The organism is Candidatus Mycobacterium methanotrophicum (assembly GCF_023515995.1).
Classification (GTDB): domain Bacteria; phylum Actinomycetota; class Actinomycetes; order Mycobacteriales; family Mycobacteriaceae; genus Mycobacterium; species Mycobacterium methanotrophicum.
The window spans coordinates 1,826,425-1,843,614 of record NZ_CP097320.1; the positions used below are offsets into that span (position 1 = coordinate 1,826,425).

The following is a 17,190-nucleotide window of genomic DNA, read 5'->3' on the forward strand; positions in this document are numbered from 1 at the left end:
ACCCTGGTGAGCATGGCTTTCGCTACCGAGCATCCGGTCGTCGCCCACTCCGAATACCGCCCTGTCGAGGACATGGTGCGCGTCGGTGGGCACTTCGAGGTGGTCAGCCCGTATCTGCCGGCTGGTGATCAGCCCGCGGCCATCGATGAGCTGGAGCGCCGAATTCTGGCGGGGGAGCATGACGTGGTGCTGCTGGGCGCCACCGGCACCGGGAAGTCGGCGACTACCGCATGGCTCATCGAGCGCCTGCAGCGCCCGACGCTGGTGATGGCGCCCAACAAGACGCTGGCCGCCCAGTTGGCCAATGAGCTTCGAGAGATGTTGCCGCACAACGCCGTCGAGTACTTCGTCTCGTACTACGACTATTACCAACCTGAGGCGTACATCGCGCAGACCGACACTTACATCGAAAAGGACAGCTCGATCAACGACGACGTGGAGCGGCTGCGGCACTCGGCGACGTCGGCGCTGCTGTCGCGCCGCGATGTCGTGGTGGTCGCATCGGTGTCGTGCATCTACGGCCTGGGCACGCCGCAGTCCTACCTGGACCGCTCGGTGGAGCTGCGGGTGGGCGCCGAGGTGTCCCGTGACGGGTTGCTGCGGCTGCTCGTCGACGTCCAGTACAGCCGCAACGACCTGTCGTTCACGCGTGGCGCGTTTCGGGTGCGCGGCGACACCGTCGAGATCATTCCGGCCTATGAGGAATTGGCCGTGCGCATCGAGTACTTCGGCGATGAGATCGAGGCGCTGTACTACCTACACCCGCTGACCGGTGAGGTGATCCGCAAGGTCGACTCGCTGCGCATCTTCCCGGCCACGCACTACGTGGCCGGTCCCGAGCGGATGGCCCACGCGACCTCCGCCATCGAGGAAGAGCTTGCGCAGCGGCTCGCCGAGCTGGAGGGCCAGGGCAAGCTGCTGGAGGCTCAACGGCTGCGGATGCGCACCAACTACGACATCGAGATGATGCGCCAAGTCGGCTTCTGCTCCGGTATCGAGAACTACTCGCGGCACATCGACGGCCGCCCCGCCGGCTCGGCGCCGGCGACGCTGCTCGACTACTTCCCGGAGGATTTCCTGCTCGTCATCGACGAGTCGCACGTGACGGTCCCCCAGATCGGCGGCATGTACGAGGGCGACATGTCCCGCAAGCGTAACTTGGTCGAATACGGTTTCCGGTTGCCGTCCGCGGTCGACAACCGGCCGCTGACCTGGGAAGAGTTCGCCAAACGAATCGGGCAGACCGTTTATCTGTCCGCCACTCCCGGCCCCTATGAGCTCAGCCAGTCCAGCGGGGAATTCGTCGAGCAGGTGATCCGGCCCACCGGTCTGGTCGACCCGAAGGTCGTCGTCAAGCCCACGAAGGGTCAAATCGACGACCTCATCGAGGAGATCCGTAAACGCACCGACGCCGATGAGCGTGTGCTGGTGACGACGCTGACCAAGAAGATGGCGGAAGACCTCACCGATTACCTGCTGGAAATGGGCATCCGGGTGCGCTACCTGCACTCCGAAGTCGACACACTGCGCCGGGTCGAGCTGCTTCGCCAGCTCCGGCTGGGGGACTACGACGTGCTGGTCGGCATCAACCTGTTGCGCGAGGGACTCGACCTCCCGGAGGTGTCGCTGGTGGCGATCCTCGACGCCGATAAGGAGGGCTTCCTGCGGTCCTCGCGCAGCCTGATCCAGACCATCGGCCGCGCAGCCCGCAACGTGTCCGGCGAAGTGCACATGTACGCCGACAGGATGACCGATTCGATGAAAGAGGCCATCGACGAGACCGACCGCCGGCGGGCCAAGCAGATCGCCTACAACGAGGCCAACGGCGTCGACCCGCAACCGCTGCGCAAGAAGATCGCCGACATCCTCGACCAGGTCTACCGCGAGGCCGCGGATACGGATGCCACCGATTCCGTCCCGATCGGCGGATCCGGCCGCAACGCGTCGCGGGGCCGGCGCGCCCAGGGCGCGCCGGGCCGCGTGGTCAGCGCCGGCGTGTTCGAGGGGCGTGACACCGCCAGCATGCCGCGGGCTGAATTGGCCGACCTGATCAAAGACCTCACCGAGCAGATGATGACCGCGGCGCGGGACCTGCAATTCGAGCTGGCCGCCCGGTTCCGCGACGAGATCGCCGACTTGAAGAAAGAGCTCCGCGGAATGGACGCCGCCGGTCTGAAGTGAGTGGCCGCCACTCGCCACCGAACTCGTCGCCCGACCATAAAGCCGCGGCGATGCGCTGCGCTGCTCCGAGCCAGCCGGCTGCTCGATGAATAGACACGCGATGAAGGTGCCCAGGAAGGTCGTCACATGGCTAGATTCACTCGGCGGGCGGCGCTTACTGCGCTGGGCGCTAGCGCGGTTACGGGTATCGGGTATGCGCTTCGCGGAATCCTTGGTTCACCCGTCCTGCGCATCCGCCTGACTGACGGCGGCGGCATGATGGGCGCCACCCCGGCGGACATGAGCCTCTACATGGACATGTTCAACCGCCACACCGAGATCACCCGCACGGTCGAGGAGATTCCCGGCGGCGTGCGCACCATCACCCAGTCAAACGCACCCGACCTCGCTGCAAACTTGCACGACCACGTGTCAAGCATGTACTCCCATCTCGACCAAGGCCCCGAGGTCATGTGTATGAGCCAGAGCCTGCCAACGCTGTTCCACAACGCCGGTGGCTACCGCCGCCAGTTGACCCTCACGCCCACGGGCGTCATCGTCGAGGAAACCTCCGACGATCCCGTCCTCACCGACACCATCCGCGCCCACGCCCGTGAGGTCACCGGGTTCGTGCGCGATGGAATGCCCGCGATGATGCAGGGCATGATGGGCGGTTCCGGCGGCATGATGGGACCCGGCGGCATGATGGGACCCGGCGGCATGATGGGACCCGGCGGCATGATGGGACCCGGCGGTCGACCGTAGCCGTCGGTGCCCGAGGGCTGCCAGCTGTTGCGGCGTGGGTGGTCGTTAGTTGTCGGTGGCGTGCTGTAGGAACAGAAGCATGAATCTGGCGGTGTGGGCTGAGCGCAACGGTGTGGCGCGGGTGACGGCGTATCGCTGGTTTCACGCTGGGCAGTTGCCGGTCACGGCACGCAAGGTTGGGCGACTGATTCTCGTCGGAGAGCCCGTCGGGGAGGCGGGCCGGCGAGGGCGGACGGCGGTGTATGCGCGAGTGTCGTCGGCTGATCAGAAATCGGATCTGGATCGGCAGGTAGCGCGTGTGACCTCGTGGGCAACGGCTGAACAGATCCCTGTCGACAAGGTCGTTACCGAGGTCGGTTCGGCGCTGAACGGGCACCGCCGCAAGTTCCTTGCGCTGCTGCGTGATCCGGCCGTAACGCGGATTGTGGTGGAACATCGGGACCGGTTCTGCCGGTTCGGCTCCGAGTATGTCCAGGCGGCCCTGGCCGCCCAAGGCCGTGAGCTGATTGTGGTGGATTCGGCCGAGGTTGATGACGACCTGGTGCGCGATATCACCGAGATCTTGACGTCGATGTGTGCTCGACTCTACGGCAAACGCGCTGCTGCCAACCGTGCTAAGCGCGCCGTCGCCGCGGCGGCTGACGGCGGGGAACACGAGGCTGCGTGATGGCGCGCTTCGAGGTGCCCGACGGGTGGTGTGTGCAAGCGTTCCGGTTCACGCTGGATCCGACCAAGGCGCAAGCCGCCAACTTGGCGCGCCATTTCGGTGCGCGCCGTAAGGCATTCAACTGGACCGTCGCGGTGCTGAAAGCCGACATCGAGGCGTGGCACGCGGATGGCGCCGAGTCGGCGAAGCCGTCGCTGCGGGTGCTGCGCAAACGGTGGAACAGCGTCAAAGACGAGGTGTGTGTCAACGCTGAGACCGGGCAGCCGTGGTGGCCGGAATGCTCGAAAGAGGCCTACGCCGACGGGATCGCGGGCGCGGTCGACGCGTATTGGAACTGGCAGACCTCTCGTGCCGGGAAACGGGCTGGCAAAAGAGTGGGCTTTCCCCGGTTCAAGAAAAAGGGCCGCGACGCCGACCGCGTGTGCTTCACCACCGGTGCGATGCGCGTCGAGCCCGACCGCCGGCATCTGACGCTGCCCGTGATCGGCACCGTTCGGGTCCATGAGAACACCCGCCGCCTCGAACGACTCATCCGGTCAGATCGTGCGCGGGTGCTGGCAATCTCGGTGCGCCGCAACGGCACCCGCCTGGATGCGAGTGTGCGGGTGCTTGTCCAACGCCCTCAACAGCCCCGCGTGGCCCATCCTGATTCACGGATCGGTGTCGATGTCGGTGTGCGGCGGCTGGCCACTGTCGCAGACGCCGACGGCGCCGTGCTCGAACACGTGCCCAATCCCCGCCCGCTCGTCGCAGCGCTCAAAGAGTTGCGGCACGTCAGCCGCGCACGGTCGCGTTGTATGAAAGGCTCACGCCGCTATCGTGAGCGCACCACCGAGATGTCCCGGTTGCATCGCCGGGTCAACGATGTCCGAACGCATCATTTGCACGTCCTGACAACACGATTGGCCAAAACCCACGGCCGCATCGTGGTCGAAGGTCTGGACGCGGCGGGAATGCTGCGGCAAAAAGGGTTGCCCGGGGCGCGCGCAAGACGGCGCGGACTATCCGACGCAGCTCTGGGCACCCCGCGCCGGCACCTGGCCTACAAGACAAGCTGGTACGGATCAAGTCTAGTGGTCGCTGACCGCTGGTTTCCATCGTCGAAAACCTGCCACGCCTGCCGGCATGTCCAAGACATCGGCTGGGACGAATACTGGACCTGTGATACCGCCGCTGGCGGTTGCGGTGCCGTCCACCAGCGCGACGACTGCGCTGCCATCAACCTCGCACGCTACGAGGAACCCGTTAGCGTCGTCGGCCCAGTTGGGGCCGCCGTCAAGCGTGGAGCCGACCGTAAGACCGGGCCTCGCCCGGCGGGTGGCCGTGAAGCGCGGAAGGGAGGCAGCCCCACGGCTGCCGAACAACCCCGAGACGGGGTGCAAGTCGCGTGAGCACTAAAGATCACTCACTTGCAACGGCTGAATACTGCGGGCGAGTTGACAACAGCCGGTACCGAGCTGCGCTCGACTATCGAAGACCTCTCCGACGAGCTGGGTTGTCCGCCATGGCGACCGTTGCCCGCCGAATAGGCCGGGGAGAACCGGTTTGGACATTCGAAAACGGAATGGAGTTCCTCAACAAGGCCGTCATCAAGCCGCCTGACCGGGTGTGAACCAAACGGGGTCAAGCCCAGTTGCGGCTGAAGACAGCTGCGTTGTGAGTGGTCGTTTGGCGATGACGCGCGGAAGGGACGCAACCACAAGGCTGCCCAACAAACCCGAGACGGGGCGCAAGTCGCGTGACCAGTCAAAGATCACTCACTTGCAACGGACCGATGAGTGCAGTCAGCCCGCCGTGGTGATGATTTCGGCGAAGCGCGACTGCCCCGCGTGCCGGTCGCGACGGCCCGACTGCCCGACAGCCGACGTCAGCGAACCGACTTCGCGATCTGGGTGCGATGGAGTTGCCAGCGCTCAACGATGCGGAATCCCACCAGCTTTGGCGTCGTGTATGCCGGTGCGTGGGCCAGCACCTTTCCCGGCGGCAGCGATACGCCGCGCTGATGAACGGGCAACGTCGTGTCATGCGTGGAAATCGTCCACAGCGTGGTGCATTGGTAGAGCCGGCCTACCACCAGCCACACCGCCACGTGGCCGTCCCACAAGGCGCCGCGCTCGGGTCCGCGCTGACCACGTCCGATGTCGACCAACGGCCGGAAGGCCGCTGGACGGGCCGCGAGCAGCGCCCGAATCGGACCGGGTAGCCAGCCCACCGTGTTGTCGACCAGCAGACAGTCCCCGGGTGCGGCATGCGCGCTGACCACGTCGGCGACCTGGCTGTAGTCCCAGCCTTCTTTCGCGTACGGCTGCCGTTGCGACAAAAGGTAATTCGGGAAGGCCGCTACGGCCAGCAATACCAGGACGGCGGCGATCCACCGCGGCTTGCCGGCGGCGGCGACGATGCACACGGCCAGGACAACCGCCATCGCCGGCGTGGTGAAGAACAGATAGCGCGGGTAGTAGAACGGTTCGAACGCCGAATAAATCAGGCTGACGGCGGTGGGCACGACAATCCACGCCCCGCAGACGGTCATCAGCAACCGGCTATCGCGTTCCCATTCCCATCGGCCAGTCAACCGGAATGCGATCGCGGCCACCAAAATGACCGCCGCCAGGATGGCGAACGGGACGCTGTTGTCGAAAAACTGGTGTTGCGCAACGTCGATCGCGTTGTGCCAACTGAGGCGTGAGAGCCAGGCGACCTGAAATTTCTGGCCATGGGCAAACAACATGAACGGCGTCATGGCCGCCACCGCCACCGCCGAGGTGGCGGCCCACCAAACCACTACCGATTTGCGCCGCCCGATCACCGGCGTGACGACGGCGTAGGTCGGCACCAACAGCACCAGGTAGATGTTGAGCAGTATCGACAACATCAACGCGACGGCGTAGAGCAGCCACAGCCACCATCGGTTGCGACGTACCGAGGTGATCAGCAATACGGTCAACCAGATTGCGGCGAACGCCGTGAAGGCATAGGAACGCGCTTCGACACCGGCCCACGTCACGCGCGGCAGGATCGCGAAAACGACGCCCGCGCAAACGGCGATGGTCCGCGACGAGAACTGCCTCGTGAAGACCACGACCCCCGCGGCAGCAAGTCCAATTGCCAGAGCGCTGGGGATCCGCGACCAAAACTCGGTCGCTGGAAAAACAGCGAACCAGCCGTGCATCACCAGGTAGTACAAGCCGTGCACGGCGTCGATGTGGCCCAACAGCCGCCACAGTTGCGGCAACGAGCGGCTCGACGAGGCCGAGATGGTCGCCCCTTCGTCGAACCACAGCGACGGCCGGCTCGCCGCGGCGCCGCTGACAACGGCGGCCAGCAACGCGACCGCGACCGGGTCGAACAGCCGGCCACGACGCGGTGGGCGCGAGTAGTCCGCCGCCACAGCCGTCTTCGGCTGGGCAATAGTCGGGGCGATCATGATGGTTGTCACTGTAAAGGCTCTTTGGTGAAGCCTATTACCCATCTGTCCTGGTCATAATCCGTACAGCTGCCGGTAACCGAAGTCTGCACGCTGACCCACCGCGCCGCACCGAAGTCAACTACGTTGCGCCCCAACTGATTTGGATGGGATTCGATGCTTGCCCATGTCGCCGTCGATGCGATTGCTGTGCCGAGCGCGTCCGCGCCAGCTCAAGGGCGGCGGGATCATCAACGCGCGTCGGCGTGTCGCGAATCCGGCCACCTTGATCAGGCAAAGGGATACTGTCTTGGGTTGGCGTAGCAACCGACAACTGGGAGGTTACATGAGCGCCTATCGGACCGTGGTGGTAGGAACCGACGGGTCTGACTCGTCGCTACGCGCGGTAGAACGGGCAGGCGCCATCGCCGGAGAGGACGCCAAGCTGATTGTCGCGTCGGCGTACTTGCCGCAGCAGGAAGACCCACGGGCCGCCGACGCCCTGAAGGACGAAAGCTACAAGGTGTCGGGCAACGCCCCGATCTACGCGATCCTGCGTGAGGCCAGGGATCGGGCGCATGCCGCGGGCGCCAAGAACGTCGAGGAGCGACCAATCGTCGGCGCCCCGGTCGACGCGCTGGTCGGGCTGGCGGAGGAGGTCGACGCCGACCTGCTCGTCGTCGGCAACGTCGGCCTGAGCACGATCGCGGGCCGGCTGCTGGGATCGGTGCCCGCCAATGTTTCGCGCCGGGCCAAGGTCGACGTATTGATCGTCCACACCACCCCGTAACCGTCCGCCCGGTGTTCGATGCCGCGGAGTACGGGCCGTGGGCACTGATCGCGGACACCTCGGAAAGTGTCGGTGACGAACATCCCGAAGGACTGCACTTGCTCGGTATCTGCCCGACCGCCACGTCAGGAAAGTCGGGATGATCAGCGCCGCCCTGTCGGGTTGGCGAGGCCGCCACGAACCGGGTTATCAGTCAGACACGACGGCGAGTCGTCTTGCGGCGGTGCGGAACGTCAGTGTCCTGGCCTGGACAGCACTCGGTCGGCGGTGATCTTTTCGGCCTTGCGGGCCTCGCGTTCGATGTAGCGCTGCTTGGACTGTTCGAACTTGGCGCACGCGTCCGTGAGTTCGTCGACCAGCACGCCGAGGTCGTCGCGCATTCGCGCAGCTTCACCGGTGAAGTCCTCGCGCTCGAAGATCCGCCACTTCCTGAGCACCGGCATCACCACATCGTCGAGGAAGATGCGCGGGTCGAATACCCCGCCAACGGCGACGATGACGGCCTTGCGGCGAAACCCGGGAACGGTGTATCCGGGCATCTTGAAGTTACGCAGCACTTTGTGCAGCGAGTGCATTGCCTTGTTGGGTGCGATCTGGAAGCCGGCCTCGGAGACGTCGCGGTAGAAGATCATGTGCAGGTTCTCATCGGCGGAGACACGGGCCAGAAGTTGGTTGGCGATTGCGTCGTCACAGGCCTTGCCGGTGTTGCGATGCGATACGCGGGTGGCCAGCTCCTGGAATGACACGTAGATGACCGAGTCGAACAGGCCGTCTGCGAACAGCTCGCCCTCGGCCTGATGGTTTTGTCCCGGGCTGAAGCCGCGGGTTATCTGCTCGATGCGAAGCTGTTCGAGCGCGACGGGGTCGACGGCGCGGGTCACGACGAGGTAATCGCGCAGCGCGGTGCTGTGTCGGTTCTCCTCGGCGGTCCAGCGGTTGATCCACTGACCCCAGGGGCCGTCCATGCCGTAGTTCATCGCGATCTCGCGGTGATACGCCGGCAGGTTGTCCTCGGTGAGCAGGTTGAGGACCATCGCCACCTGGGCGACATCGGATAGCTGCGACTGCCCGGGCTCCCAGTCCTGCCCACCCAGGGCGTAGAAGTTCTTGCCGTCGGACCACGGGATGTAGTCGTGCGGACTCCATTGCTTGAACTTCGCGATATGCCGGTTGAGGAGACGTTCAACCACGGGCTCGAGTTCGTTCAGTAGCTGCAGGTCGGTCAAATCGGTCGACATGGTGCTCCCGGTTGTCTGTGTACGATAGTCACAGGCAATATATCTGTGTAAGCGGGTCACATTCAAGTTCGCCGCGCCGACCGGTCGGGTTATTGCTGGATTTCGTCGGAAATGATGCGGACACCGGTGTACGGTTACGGGACTCGCCGGCGTCGTCGGCGGCGATGGCCGCGCATGGACCCCGTCGAACGACGCGACGGGATAGTCACCCCGGTCGACGACTGCCGCGACCGTGTGGGTCATGCCGAAGTCGATCCCCAGCCCCGTCACGGTAAGCTGAGACGCTGCACCGCTTTTCGCGAACGCAATTCACCAACCCCGTTCCCGCCAGTCGGCAAGACTCGGGCGATCGGCGCCCAACGTGGTGTCGTCACCGTGGCCGGGATAGACGACGGTGGAGTCGCCGTAGACGTCGAACACTCGGGTGGTGACGTCCTCGAGCAGCTGGGTGAAGTCGCCAGGCTGCCGGGTCTTGCCGACACCGCCGGGGAACAAGCAGTCGCCGGTGAACAGCTGGGTGACCCCGCCGGTGGCGGGACCGTCTAGCGCCAGCGCGATCGATCCGGGCGTGTGCCCGCGCAGGTGCATGACGTCGAACGTCAGCTTGCCGATCTGCACGGTGTCGCCGCCGGCAAGCAAACGGTCCGGCTTAACCGGCAGCGGGCCGGCGTCGATCTCGTTCGCGGCGGTCGGCGCACCGGTGGCCTGCGCCACGGCTTCCAGCGCCTGCCAGTGGTCGAAATGCTGGTGGCTGGTGACAATCAGCGACACCTTCGGGGCGTAGCGGCGCACCAGGTCGATGAGGAACTCGGCGTCGTTGGCGGCGTCGATCAGCAGCGTTTCCCCGGTCTCGGAACACGTCACCAGGTAGGCGTTGTTGTCCATCGGGCCCACCGATGCCTTGATGATCGTCGCCCCCGGCAGGGTGCGGCGGGCGGCGGTACCCGGGTCGACGTGTCCGGTGTAGTTGTCGCGGAGGTTGTCAGCAGCAGACATATCGGCGAGGTTACGGGTTCTTACGCCGAATCACCATCAACACGTGACTCCCGGGAATCGGCGCGCACCCGCCTGGACGCTGTCCGTTCCGTGCCCGCGCGAAAGATCAGATGTGGGTTTACCATTCGGCGTCGCGCACGCGGGCTGGTTTCCGAGGACGGTGACCCCGCTCGCCGCGTGAGCGCTTCCTCTCCGCGATGACGATTGCGGCCGCGCGCGTCGACTATTCGTTTGGCGACGACGACGAAGCCAACCCTTCGACGCGGGATCGTCAACACGACTTCGGGGCGGTACGCCAAGACGTGAGGGAGCCGGGGCCGCCGGGGCCGCCAGCCAGGTCTGGTGCTGAGGATGCGTTAGATTCGCTGCCATGTCGACGGCTCGAAGTGACACGACTATCGACGAGGTGCTCCAGCAGTTCCTGGCGGCGCAACGGGAGCGGCTCGCGGAGCGGACGTATCGCCGGTATGAGGATGTCGTCGAGTTGTTGCGGGACTGCCTGGACGGGTACGCCTACCAGTCCCTGGACGACGAGGAGCACCGGCGCTGGGAGGAGGAGTTCGCCAGGAACGAGGACGGTGCGTTCTGCCGCTTGTTCGGGCCGGAGAAGATCGCGGAGAACCTCGGCGAGTTCCTCGACTACTTCATGGTGCGCAAGGTGATCGCCGGTGAGGAGCTACTCAAGGCCGCCGGCACGGTCACGGGCAAGTTGATGCGCTGGCTCGGTGAGCGCGGCGACATCGACGCAGCATCGGCCGATCAGGCCGGTGAGCAGGCGCGGGAGGCCGCGCGTGATCTGCCGACGGCCGATCGCCTGGGCGGGCTGCTGCACGACGTCACCCGTCGGGCGCCCGCCATCGATCGCGAGCATGTCGGCGACGCGGACTGGGTCGAGGACTACCTTCAGATCGCCGACGTGGGGCCCGGCAAGATCTGGTTCGAGAACGGTGTCGGGCCGATCGCCGTGCCGCGCGGGGCAAGCGATCTCGCCCGCCCCGGCTGGTCGGTGTTCGTCACCGCCGCGAGGGTTGACTCGCGCTGGCATCTGCTCGAAGTCGGCGTCGTCTACCCCTGACGTTTCGAGTCCCGCGGCGTCGCTGCGCAGGTCGACGTTTCCCGGCGTGTCGTTGGGCGGGTGCTCTTCCGCTGGGGAAGGATTCGGTTCGTGAGTGATGACGTGCTGCTGCAGGAAGTTCGGTGCCTCCGGGCAAAAGGCGCCTCACCCAAAGACATCGCCCGCGCGTTGCGGGTGCCGCCGGCCAAGGTCGTCCCGCTGGTCCGGTTGATCGCCGCGTAGAACGCCGAGTCGCAGCAGCGGCCCGACGCCGTCGAGTGCTGGTTGACGTCCTCCCCACGGTTTCAATCCGGGGGATTCCAGCCCGTTCATGCTGCGCTCGCAGCGTGGTGGGGTTGGAGCAGTAATTCCTCGCGGTTTCCTGCTGGTTCCTGCTTCGGCGTCTCTGGAGCGCCCGCGGGTGCTCCAGATTCTCGGCAGGCGGCGACCGCAAGCCCTGCGGCCAATATATTTTTGGCAGCGTTCACATCCGCATGCTCGGGCCCGTGTGTGCAGTGGATGCACCGGAAAACCGCTTGGCTCTCACGGGATTTCGGGTCCACATGCCCACAAACCGAGCACCGTTGCGACGTAAACGCAGCCGGAACTTTCACCACGACGGTCCCGGTGTAGCGGGACACAGAGTTCAACGCTTGCTCGAAGCGATACCAGCCTTTCGACAAGATGGCGCGATTCAGGCCCGACTTCGCGGCGGCTCTATTCAACAGATACTGGCCGGGATTGTTCGGATCCTCCACCGGCTTCGCACGCCGCGTCATGTTCTTGGTCGGAAGCTTCTCCAACACCACCAAGGCGTTGGCCTGCGCCAGCTGCCGGGCAGTTTTCTGGCAGAAATCCTGCCTGCGGCGCCGCTCGCGCGCCCGCACCTCAGCCAGGGCCGTCCGGGTCTTGTTGCGGTTGGCCGAGTTCTTGGCGCAGCGAGACAACCGGCGTTGCAGCGCCACCGCGCGGCGCCGCTCACCCTCGGTGACGAACGCCCGGTCGAGCAGCTCGCCGGCACTGGTGGCCACCGCCACCACCACACCACGGTCCACCCCCACCGCGGTATCCGCAGCGGCATGGGTGGTCGCCGGCGTTTTCCCGTCCTCCACCAGGAACGACACAAACCACCGCTCACCTTCTTTCGACAAGGTGGCCGAGCGGATGGTTTCACCATCCAGACTGCGGGACGCCCGAAACTTCACCCACCCCAATTTCGGCAGCTTCACCTGTGTCATGCGCCGGTTGAGCTTCTGCAACTCCATCTGAGAGCCCTCCGGAAACCGAAACGACGGCGACCACCGCCGCGCCGAACGCCAACGCACCTTCCACGTGCCGCGCTTGCGGCACGCCTCGTCAAGATCCCTCAGCGTCTGCTGCAGACAATGCGACGGCGCCGCTTTCAGCCAGGTCTGCTCATCTTTGGCTTCCACCAATTCGTGGGCCTGCTCGTTGTAGTTCATCCACGCCCCACGACGCCGGTACTCGCGCCGCTGCTCCAACCCGGTGTTCCACACCGCCCGACACACATCCGCGGTCTGCTGCGCCAACCGCGCCTGAGCCTCGGTCAACTCGACCCGAAAGCGTCTACCAGACTTCACAACCCGCAACCTAACACCGGCCACCGACACCGCGTAGCTACGCCGCGCGCCACACGACGGCGGGCCACTTGAGCACAACTTGACGCACTAACCCCAGGTCTAAAGACCGGGGTCTGCGCGCTACGGCCGCCCAATCAGCCCAGGCTGGCACGACGGGCTGACCTTCGCGCCGCACCCGGACTGGCCGGTCAACCCGGCTGCCGCGGACGGTGCGGGCGGGCTGGCTACGGTGATGGTCGCGCGCCCAGACCAGCGGTCCCGCAGCCGGGTGTGCGTGTACCTGGTCGACACCTTCTGCCTTGGCGTCAAAAACGTGATAGGCCCGGAAACGGTGTCCGACAACAGGCTGACCAAGCTTCGCGGCACCGTGTTCGCTGGATACGACGAGCTCGCCATGTCCGCGCCAGTGGAGTTGGCCCAGCATCTGGTGTTCGGTGCTGTCGAGTTCGCGCGGGGGCTCGGATTCGAACCCCATCCCGACTTCGCGGTCGCCGCCGACCATCTCGGGACCTGGTCGGGGCCCTGCCCAATTGAGTTCGGATACAACGGATCCCCGTCTATATCGAGGGCCCCTACGACGACGTCGACGCCATCGCCAGTGTCCTGGCCGGTGTGCACGCGAGGTAAGCGCGCGGCGGGGAGCTGGAAGCGGCGCCTGCGCGCGTTGGGTTAACGAACGCGCCAGTTTTGCTGCCAGCCCTTGCACAATTTCCGACGTCGGCACTGATCGTAACGCTCGCCGTTAATAACGCATTACGTTATTATCGGGGGAGTGATCCGCTCCTTCCGGGCCAAGGACACCGAGGCGATCTGGCAGCGCCGCTACGTCAAGGAGCTCAGCCCGGAGCTCAGCAGGCTCACCTACAACAAGCTCGTTCTCATCAATGCCGCGGAGAGCATCAACGATCTTCGTGTGCCACCGGGCAACCGGCCGGAGAAGCCGAGCGGCATCCGCGCCGGCCAATACAGCGTCCGCGTAAACGACCAGTGGCGGCTGTGCTTCACCTGGAGCACAGCCGGCGCTGGCGACGTGGAGCTGGTCGACTATCACTAGCGAAGCTAGCGAAGCCAGAAGGGAGAGATTGATGGCAGATTTCGCACCCACCCACCCCGGCGAGATTCTCTTGACCGAATTTCTCGCGCCGATGGGGATCTCTCAATACCGCGTTGCCAAGGTGATTGATGTGCCGCCGCGACGTATCAATGAGATCGTCCACGGCAAGCGGGGCATTAGCGCCGACACCGCGCTTCGGCTATCGCGAGCGCTTGGCTTGACCGACATGTTCTTCATTAACATGCAGGCCCATTACGACGCCGAGATCGCACGTGAGCAGCTGGCGAACACGTTGGCAAGTATCGACCGCATCGCGTAAAGAAGCGATAGGAGCGTCACATCTGGAAGACCTTCATGACTTCATCGCCGTAATCGTTGATGACTTTGACCGCAATCTTGCCGGTCTCGGGCTTGGGAAACGGCCGTGACACATCGGAATTGAGCGACGCCCAGGCGTCGACGTCGATGTCGGCCTTCAGTGCGGTCTTGAGCCGCTTATACGGGTCGTTGCCGCCGGTGAAGTAGCAGTGCCGGACGAAGAACGATTCCTCGTTGTAGTTGGTGTCGATCATCCACAGCGCAATCTGGCCGGTGTCGTCGCTGCGGACAACACCGGTGGTGGGGTCGTAGACATCGATGCCCTTGAGGTTGACCACGTACCCGTCCGCGGTTTCGTCAACCTCGATGTCGGGCGCACCGAACACGGTGAACAGGTTGCCCGCGCCGGTTTTCTTCAGCTCCTCACCCATCAGCAGGTCGGCGTTCATCCGGACCATCAGCACCGGCAGGCGGCCCAGCTTGCGGGATGCCTCCACGCTTGCGAAGCCCTCATCGGAGGCGTCGACGGTGACACCGTCCTGCTCGGTGACCCCGGTGACTTGCGGGTCGAACGCGAACCCGAGTACGCAGAGCAGATCCACGCCCTCCGCGTGGATGGCCTCGCGGGCGGCGTTTTTGACGAATGCTGCGCTGACCGTGCCGTACTGCGGGCCCAGGGCAATCGCGACCCGAACCGGGTCACCGTCGGCGGGCTCCGACTGATCGCCCGGCGTTGCCACCGTCCGCTCGCCGACCGCCTGGATGTATTCGCCCGCATAGGTTTCGAAGGCCGCGAAGCTAATTCGCTCCTTGCGGCGACCGTTCTGAATGCCGGCCTTGGCGAGATTGTCGAGGATCGACTGCTCGAAGTTCGGCGCGTCCGCACCCTTCGCCGCTTCGCTCTCACCGAGTGACTCCCGAGTCGCGGCGTCGTCACCGCCGGCGAAGGCGAGGGAGCGGTGCGGGCTCAGTGATTCGACGGTGAACGGACCGGTAACCCGTACCTTCTTGTTGTCCTCAAAGGGCTTGTCATAGAGCAGCTCGAATTCGGCATGGCGTTTGATGGCGGCGTCGATCTCCTCGCTGCTCATCCCTTCCTTGATGTCGGGGTTGTTCGCGATGGATTTCAAGGTGATGTGCTGCACCCGTTCGTAGACGAAGCCGTGCCGGAGGTCGCCGGTGAACTCTTGGCGCGGCAGGGTTTGCGCGGTGAGCGACTGCTCTTTGGCGTGGCCTTCGGCGGTGTCAGCGAGCAGGTAGCACGGGTACTTGGCCCCCATGACCCGTTGACGGGCGAGGGCCAGTGCGACGCGGGAGGTGTCGATGGTGATCCAGCGGCGTCCCCACTGCTCAGCGACGAAAGCCGTTGTGCCACTGCCGCACGTCGGATCGAGGACCAGGTCGCCGGGATCGGTGCACATGAGCACGCAGCGCTGGACGATTTTGGTCCCGGATTGAACGACGTAGACCTGGATTTTTCACGGCGGTAGGCGGGTTCATGGTGTCGTAGACGCGAAAAGTGCACTCGCTCAAGGATAATCAGGGTTGTTAAGGCTCGGAAAATCCACAGATTGGGTGCACCTTTCAGATGCAGGCTACAACAGGATGGTCCCGGCGGCTCGACGTGGAGGTGCGCGGCGACGATGTGGTGTCACACACCGGCAGCGTGATCACCCGCATGCTGGCCGACGCGACCGGCCTGACCGGCGCTTTGTCGGATGCGCTGTACCGGCCCGACGTGGTCCACGACCGGGGAGCGGTGATGCGGGATCTGGCCGTGTCGATCGCCGACGGCGCGACCAGCATCTGCGACATCGCGGTCCTGGGCGATCAGAAACGGGTGTTCGGGCCGGTCGCCTCGACCACCACGGCATGGCGGGCACTCAACGAACTCGACGACGCGGCGCTGAAGCGGCTGGCGCTGGCGCGGGGTCGGGTCCGCGCCCGGGTATGGGAGCGCATCGCGGCCCGCCAGGGGAAGATTCCGCCGGTGCGGACCTGCTACGGCGATCTCGATGATGTGATCTGCATCCGCATCGACGCCACCTTGATCACCTCGTACTCCGATAAGGAATCGGCAGCGGGAAATTTCAAGGGCGGTTGGGGTTTTCATCCGTTGACCGCGTGGTGTGACAACACCGGCGAGCTGCTGGCCATCATCCCGCGAGCCGGTAACGCCGGCTCCAACACCGCCGCCGATCACATCGCCATCATCGACGCCGCGATCGCCGCGATCCCCGCCACGTGGCGGCACAACCTGCTGATCACCATCGACGGTGCGGGCTCCAGCCACAAGGTGATCGAGCACATCACCAAGCTCAACACCCGCGCCGGCTACAGCGTCCAGTATTCGGTCGGCTTCGACCTGGATGCCCGGGTGCGTGCCGCGCTGGCGCTGCTGCCCGAGACCGGGTGGGAACCAGCACTGGATGCCACCGGCAAGCCGCGCGAGGACGCACAGGTCGCCGAGGTCACCGGCCTGCTGCGGGAAAGCCACGGCGGTGACAAACTGGCCGCCTGGCCTGCGGGGATGCGGATCCTGGTGCGCCGCGAACCCATCGAGACCGGAGCCCAGCTGTCGCTGTTCGAGCAGACCAACGGCTACCGCTACCAGCCGCTGGCCACCAACACCGCCGGCGGGCAAGCCCAGCGTCTGGAAGCCCGCCACCGCGTCCATGCCCGCGTCGAAGGATTCATCCGTTGCGCCAAAGACACCGGGCTGGCTAAATGGCCGTCATCGTCCTATGCGATGAACCGCGCGTGGGTGGCCGCAGTCGCCCTGGCCGTCGACCTGCTGTGCTGGACCCGGCTGCTGCTCCTCGACGGCGCCCTGGCCGCCGCCGAACCACAGACCCTGCGCTACCGGCTGCTGCACACCGCGGCCCGCATCATCAAACATTCCCGCAAACAGATCTTGCGAATACCCCAAACCTGGCCCTGGGCAACCCAACTGGAAACCGCGTTCCACCGCGTCTTGGCCATCCCCTGACCACCCCGCCCCCGTCCCCGCAACCCACGGAAGGAGTAACACCCACCGGGACCAAGGAACCCGGCGCCACCGCACGACACGCGGCGCCGACACCTCCCCTGCGACCGAAAACCACGCCCACCAGCAGACCTCACGGGAGCACCCGACCCACC

The 17,190-nt window shown here is 65.2% G+C and carries 17 protein-coding genes; 12 read left to right on the top strand and 5 right to left on the bottom strand.

The window, feature by feature from the left end:
* Positions 1–12 precede the first annotated feature (12 nt).
* From uvrB to tnpB, 4 genes are all read left to right on the top strand, one after another.
* Complete coding sequence (gene uvrB / locus M5I08_RS09825) at positions 13–2,181, top strand: excinuclease ABC subunit UvrB (RefSeq protein WP_219066437.1); 2,169 nt, start codon at positions 13–15, stop codon at positions 2,179–2,181.
* 126 nt (positions 2,182–2,307) lie between these two features.
* Positions 2,308–2,925, top strand: coding sequence for a hypothetical protein (locus tag M5I08_RS09830; RefSeq protein WP_219066438.1), 618 nt, complete (start codon positions 2,308–2,310; stop codon positions 2,923–2,925).
* Between the two features lie 79 nt (positions 2,926–3,004).
* Complete coding sequence (locus M5I08_RS09835) at positions 3,005–3,592, top strand: IS607 family transposase (RefSeq protein ID WP_219066439.1); 588 nt, start codon at positions 3,005–3,007, stop codon at positions 3,590–3,592.
* On the top strand, positions 3,592–4,983 hold the full coding sequence (gene tnpB / locus M5I08_RS09840; RefSeq protein ID WP_219066440.1) for an IS607 family element RNA-guided endonuclease TnpB: 1,392 nt from the start codon (positions 3,592–3,594) through the stop codon (positions 4,981–4,983). The genes M5I08_RS09835 and tnpB overlap by 1 nt, the downstream gene beginning before the upstream one ends.
* A gap of 476 nt (positions 4,984–5,459) precedes the next feature.
* Here the strand turns inward: tnpB and M5I08_RS09845 are convergent, their stop codons facing one another.
* A complete protein-coding gene (locus M5I08_RS09845) occupies positions 5,460–7,019 on the bottom strand; it encodes a glycosyltransferase family 39 protein (protein ID WP_219066482.1) in 1,560 nt (519 codons plus the stop codon).
* 325 nt (positions 7,020–7,344) lie between these two features.
* Between M5I08_RS09845 and M5I08_RS09850 the strand changes: the two genes are divergently transcribed.
* Positions 7,345–7,788 carry a universal stress protein gene (locus M5I08_RS09850; RefSeq protein ID WP_219066441.1) on the top strand — a complete coding sequence of 148 codons (444 nt, stop codon included), beginning with the start codon at positions 7,345–7,347 and terminating at the stop codon, positions 7,786–7,788.
* An 11-nt stretch (positions 7,789–7,799) separates the two neighbouring features.
* Positions 7,800–7,931, top strand: coding sequence for a hypothetical protein (locus M5I08_RS26160; protein WP_255564667.1), 132 nt, complete (start codon positions 7,800–7,802; stop codon positions 7,929–7,931).
* A 90-nt stretch (positions 7,932–8,021) separates the two neighbouring features.
* Here M5I08_RS26160 and M5I08_RS09855 read toward each other — a convergent pair whose 3' ends face one another.
* Together M5I08_RS09855 and M5I08_RS09860 are read right to left on the bottom strand one after the other, a co-directional pair.
* The gene (locus M5I08_RS09855) at positions 8,022–9,026 is read right to left on the bottom strand and encodes an acyl-ACP desaturase (protein WP_219066442.1); all 1,005 of its coding nucleotides are present in this window, start codon (positions 9,024–9,026) and stop codon (positions 8,022–8,024) included.
* A gap of 309 nt (positions 9,027–9,335) precedes the next feature.
* A complete protein-coding gene (locus tag M5I08_RS09860) occupies positions 9,336–10,022 on the bottom strand; it encodes an MBL fold metallo-hydrolase (protein ID WP_219066443.1) in 687 nt (228 codons plus the stop codon).
* Positions 10,023–10,392: 370 nt separating this feature from the next.
* Here M5I08_RS09860 and M5I08_RS09865 point away from each other — a divergent pair, with 370 nt between their 5' ends.
* Positions 10,393–11,097 (top strand): hypothetical protein, encoded by a 705-nt coding sequence (locus tag M5I08_RS09865; protein ID WP_219066444.1) that lies wholly within the window; start codon positions 10,393–10,395, stop codon positions 11,095–11,097.
* Positions 11,098–11,187: 90 nt separating this feature from the next.
* Positions 11,188–11,319 (top strand): hypothetical protein, encoded by a 132-nt coding sequence (locus M5I08_RS26165; RefSeq protein WP_255564668.1) that lies wholly within the window; start codon positions 11,188–11,190, stop codon positions 11,317–11,319.
* An 86-nt stretch (positions 11,320–11,405) separates the two neighbouring features.
* On the opposite strand, the gene M5I08_RS09870 is transcribed toward M5I08_RS26165, so the two are convergent.
* Complete coding sequence (locus tag M5I08_RS09870; RefSeq protein WP_219066445.1) at positions 11,406–12,677, bottom strand: RNA-guided endonuclease InsQ/TnpB family protein; 1,272 nt, start codon at positions 12,675–12,677, stop codon at positions 11,406–11,408.
* 229 nt (positions 12,678–12,906) lie between these two features.
* Here M5I08_RS09870 and M5I08_RS09875 point away from each other — a divergent pair, with 229 nt between their 5' ends.
* From M5I08_RS09875 to M5I08_RS09885, 3 genes are all read left to right on the top strand, one after another.
* The gene (locus M5I08_RS09875; RefSeq protein WP_249763226.1) at positions 12,907–13,350 is read left to right on the top strand and encodes a hypothetical protein; all 444 of its coding nucleotides are present in this window, start codon (positions 12,907–12,909) and stop codon (positions 13,348–13,350) included.
* A 99-nt stretch (positions 13,351–13,449) separates the two neighbouring features.
* Complete coding sequence (locus tag M5I08_RS09880; protein WP_219066447.1) at positions 13,450–13,731, top strand: type II toxin-antitoxin system RelE/ParE family toxin; 282 nt, start codon at positions 13,450–13,452, stop codon at positions 13,729–13,731.
* A gap of 31 nt (positions 13,732–13,762) precedes the next feature.
* Positions 13,763–14,050, top strand: coding sequence for a HigA family addiction module antitoxin (locus tag M5I08_RS09885; protein WP_219066448.1), 288 nt, complete (start codon positions 13,763–13,765; stop codon positions 14,048–14,050).
* Positions 14,051–14,066: 16 nt separating this feature from the next.
* Here M5I08_RS09885 and M5I08_RS09890 read toward each other — a convergent pair whose 3' ends face one another.
* A complete protein-coding gene (locus M5I08_RS09890; RefSeq protein ID WP_249763337.1) occupies positions 14,067–15,470 on the bottom strand; it encodes a DNA methyltransferase in 1,404 nt (467 codons plus the stop codon).
* A gap of 167 nt (positions 15,471–15,637) precedes the next feature.
* Here M5I08_RS09890 and M5I08_RS09895 point away from each other — a divergent pair, with 167 nt between their 5' ends.
* Positions 15,638–17,038 (top strand): IS1380 family transposase, encoded by a 1,401-nt coding sequence (locus tag M5I08_RS09895; protein WP_219066449.1) that lies wholly within the window; start codon positions 15,638–15,640, stop codon positions 17,036–17,038.
* Positions 17,039–17,190: the final 152 nt, after the last annotated feature.

Bases quoted from the DNA above. Each gene is read 5' to 3' on its own strand.
- M5I08_RS09835 (WP_219066439.1), top strand. From the start codon at position 3,005: ATGAATCTGGCGGTGTGGGCTGAGCGCAACGGTGTGGCGCGGGTGACG.
- M5I08_RS09860 (WP_219066443.1), bottom strand. From the start codon at position 10,022: ATGTCTGCTGCTGACAACCTCCGCGACAACTACACCGGACACGTCGAC.
- M5I08_RS09855 (WP_219066442.1), bottom strand. From the start codon at position 9,026: ATGTCGACCGATTTGACCGACCTGCAGCTACTGAACGAACTCGAGCCC.
- M5I08_RS09895 (WP_219066449.1), top strand. From the start codon at position 15,638: ATGCAGGCTACAACAGGATGGTCCCGGCGGCTCGACGTGGAGGTGCGC.
- M5I08_RS09845 (WP_219066482.1), bottom strand. From the start codon at position 7,019: ATGATCGCCCCGACTATTGCCCAGCCGAAGACGGCTGTGGCGGCGGAC.
- M5I08_RS09830 (WP_219066438.1), top strand. From the start codon at position 2,308: ATGGCTAGATTCACTCGGCGGGCGGCGCTTACTGCGCTGGGCGCTAGC.
- M5I08_RS09865 (WP_219066444.1), top strand. From the start codon at position 10,393: ATGTCGACGGCTCGAAGTGACACGACTATCGACGAGGTGCTCCAGCAG.
- uvrB (WP_219066437.1), top strand. From the start codon at position 13: ATGGCTTTCGCTACCGAGCATCCGGTCGTCGCCCACTCCGAATACCGC.
- M5I08_RS09890 (WP_249763337.1), bottom strand. From the start codon at position 15,470: ATGTGCACCGATCCCGGCGACCTGGTCCTCGATCCGACGTGCGGCAGT.
- M5I08_RS09885 (WP_219066448.1), top strand. From the start codon at position 13,763: ATGGCAGATTTCGCACCCACCCACCCCGGCGAGATTCTCTTGACCGAA.
- tnpB (WP_219066440.1), top strand. From the start codon at position 3,592: ATGGCGCGCTTCGAGGTGCCCGACGGGTGGTGTGTGCAAGCGTTCCGG.
- M5I08_RS09850 (WP_219066441.1), top strand. From the start codon at position 7,345: ATGAGCGCCTATCGGACCGTGGTGGTAGGAACCGACGGGTCTGACTCG.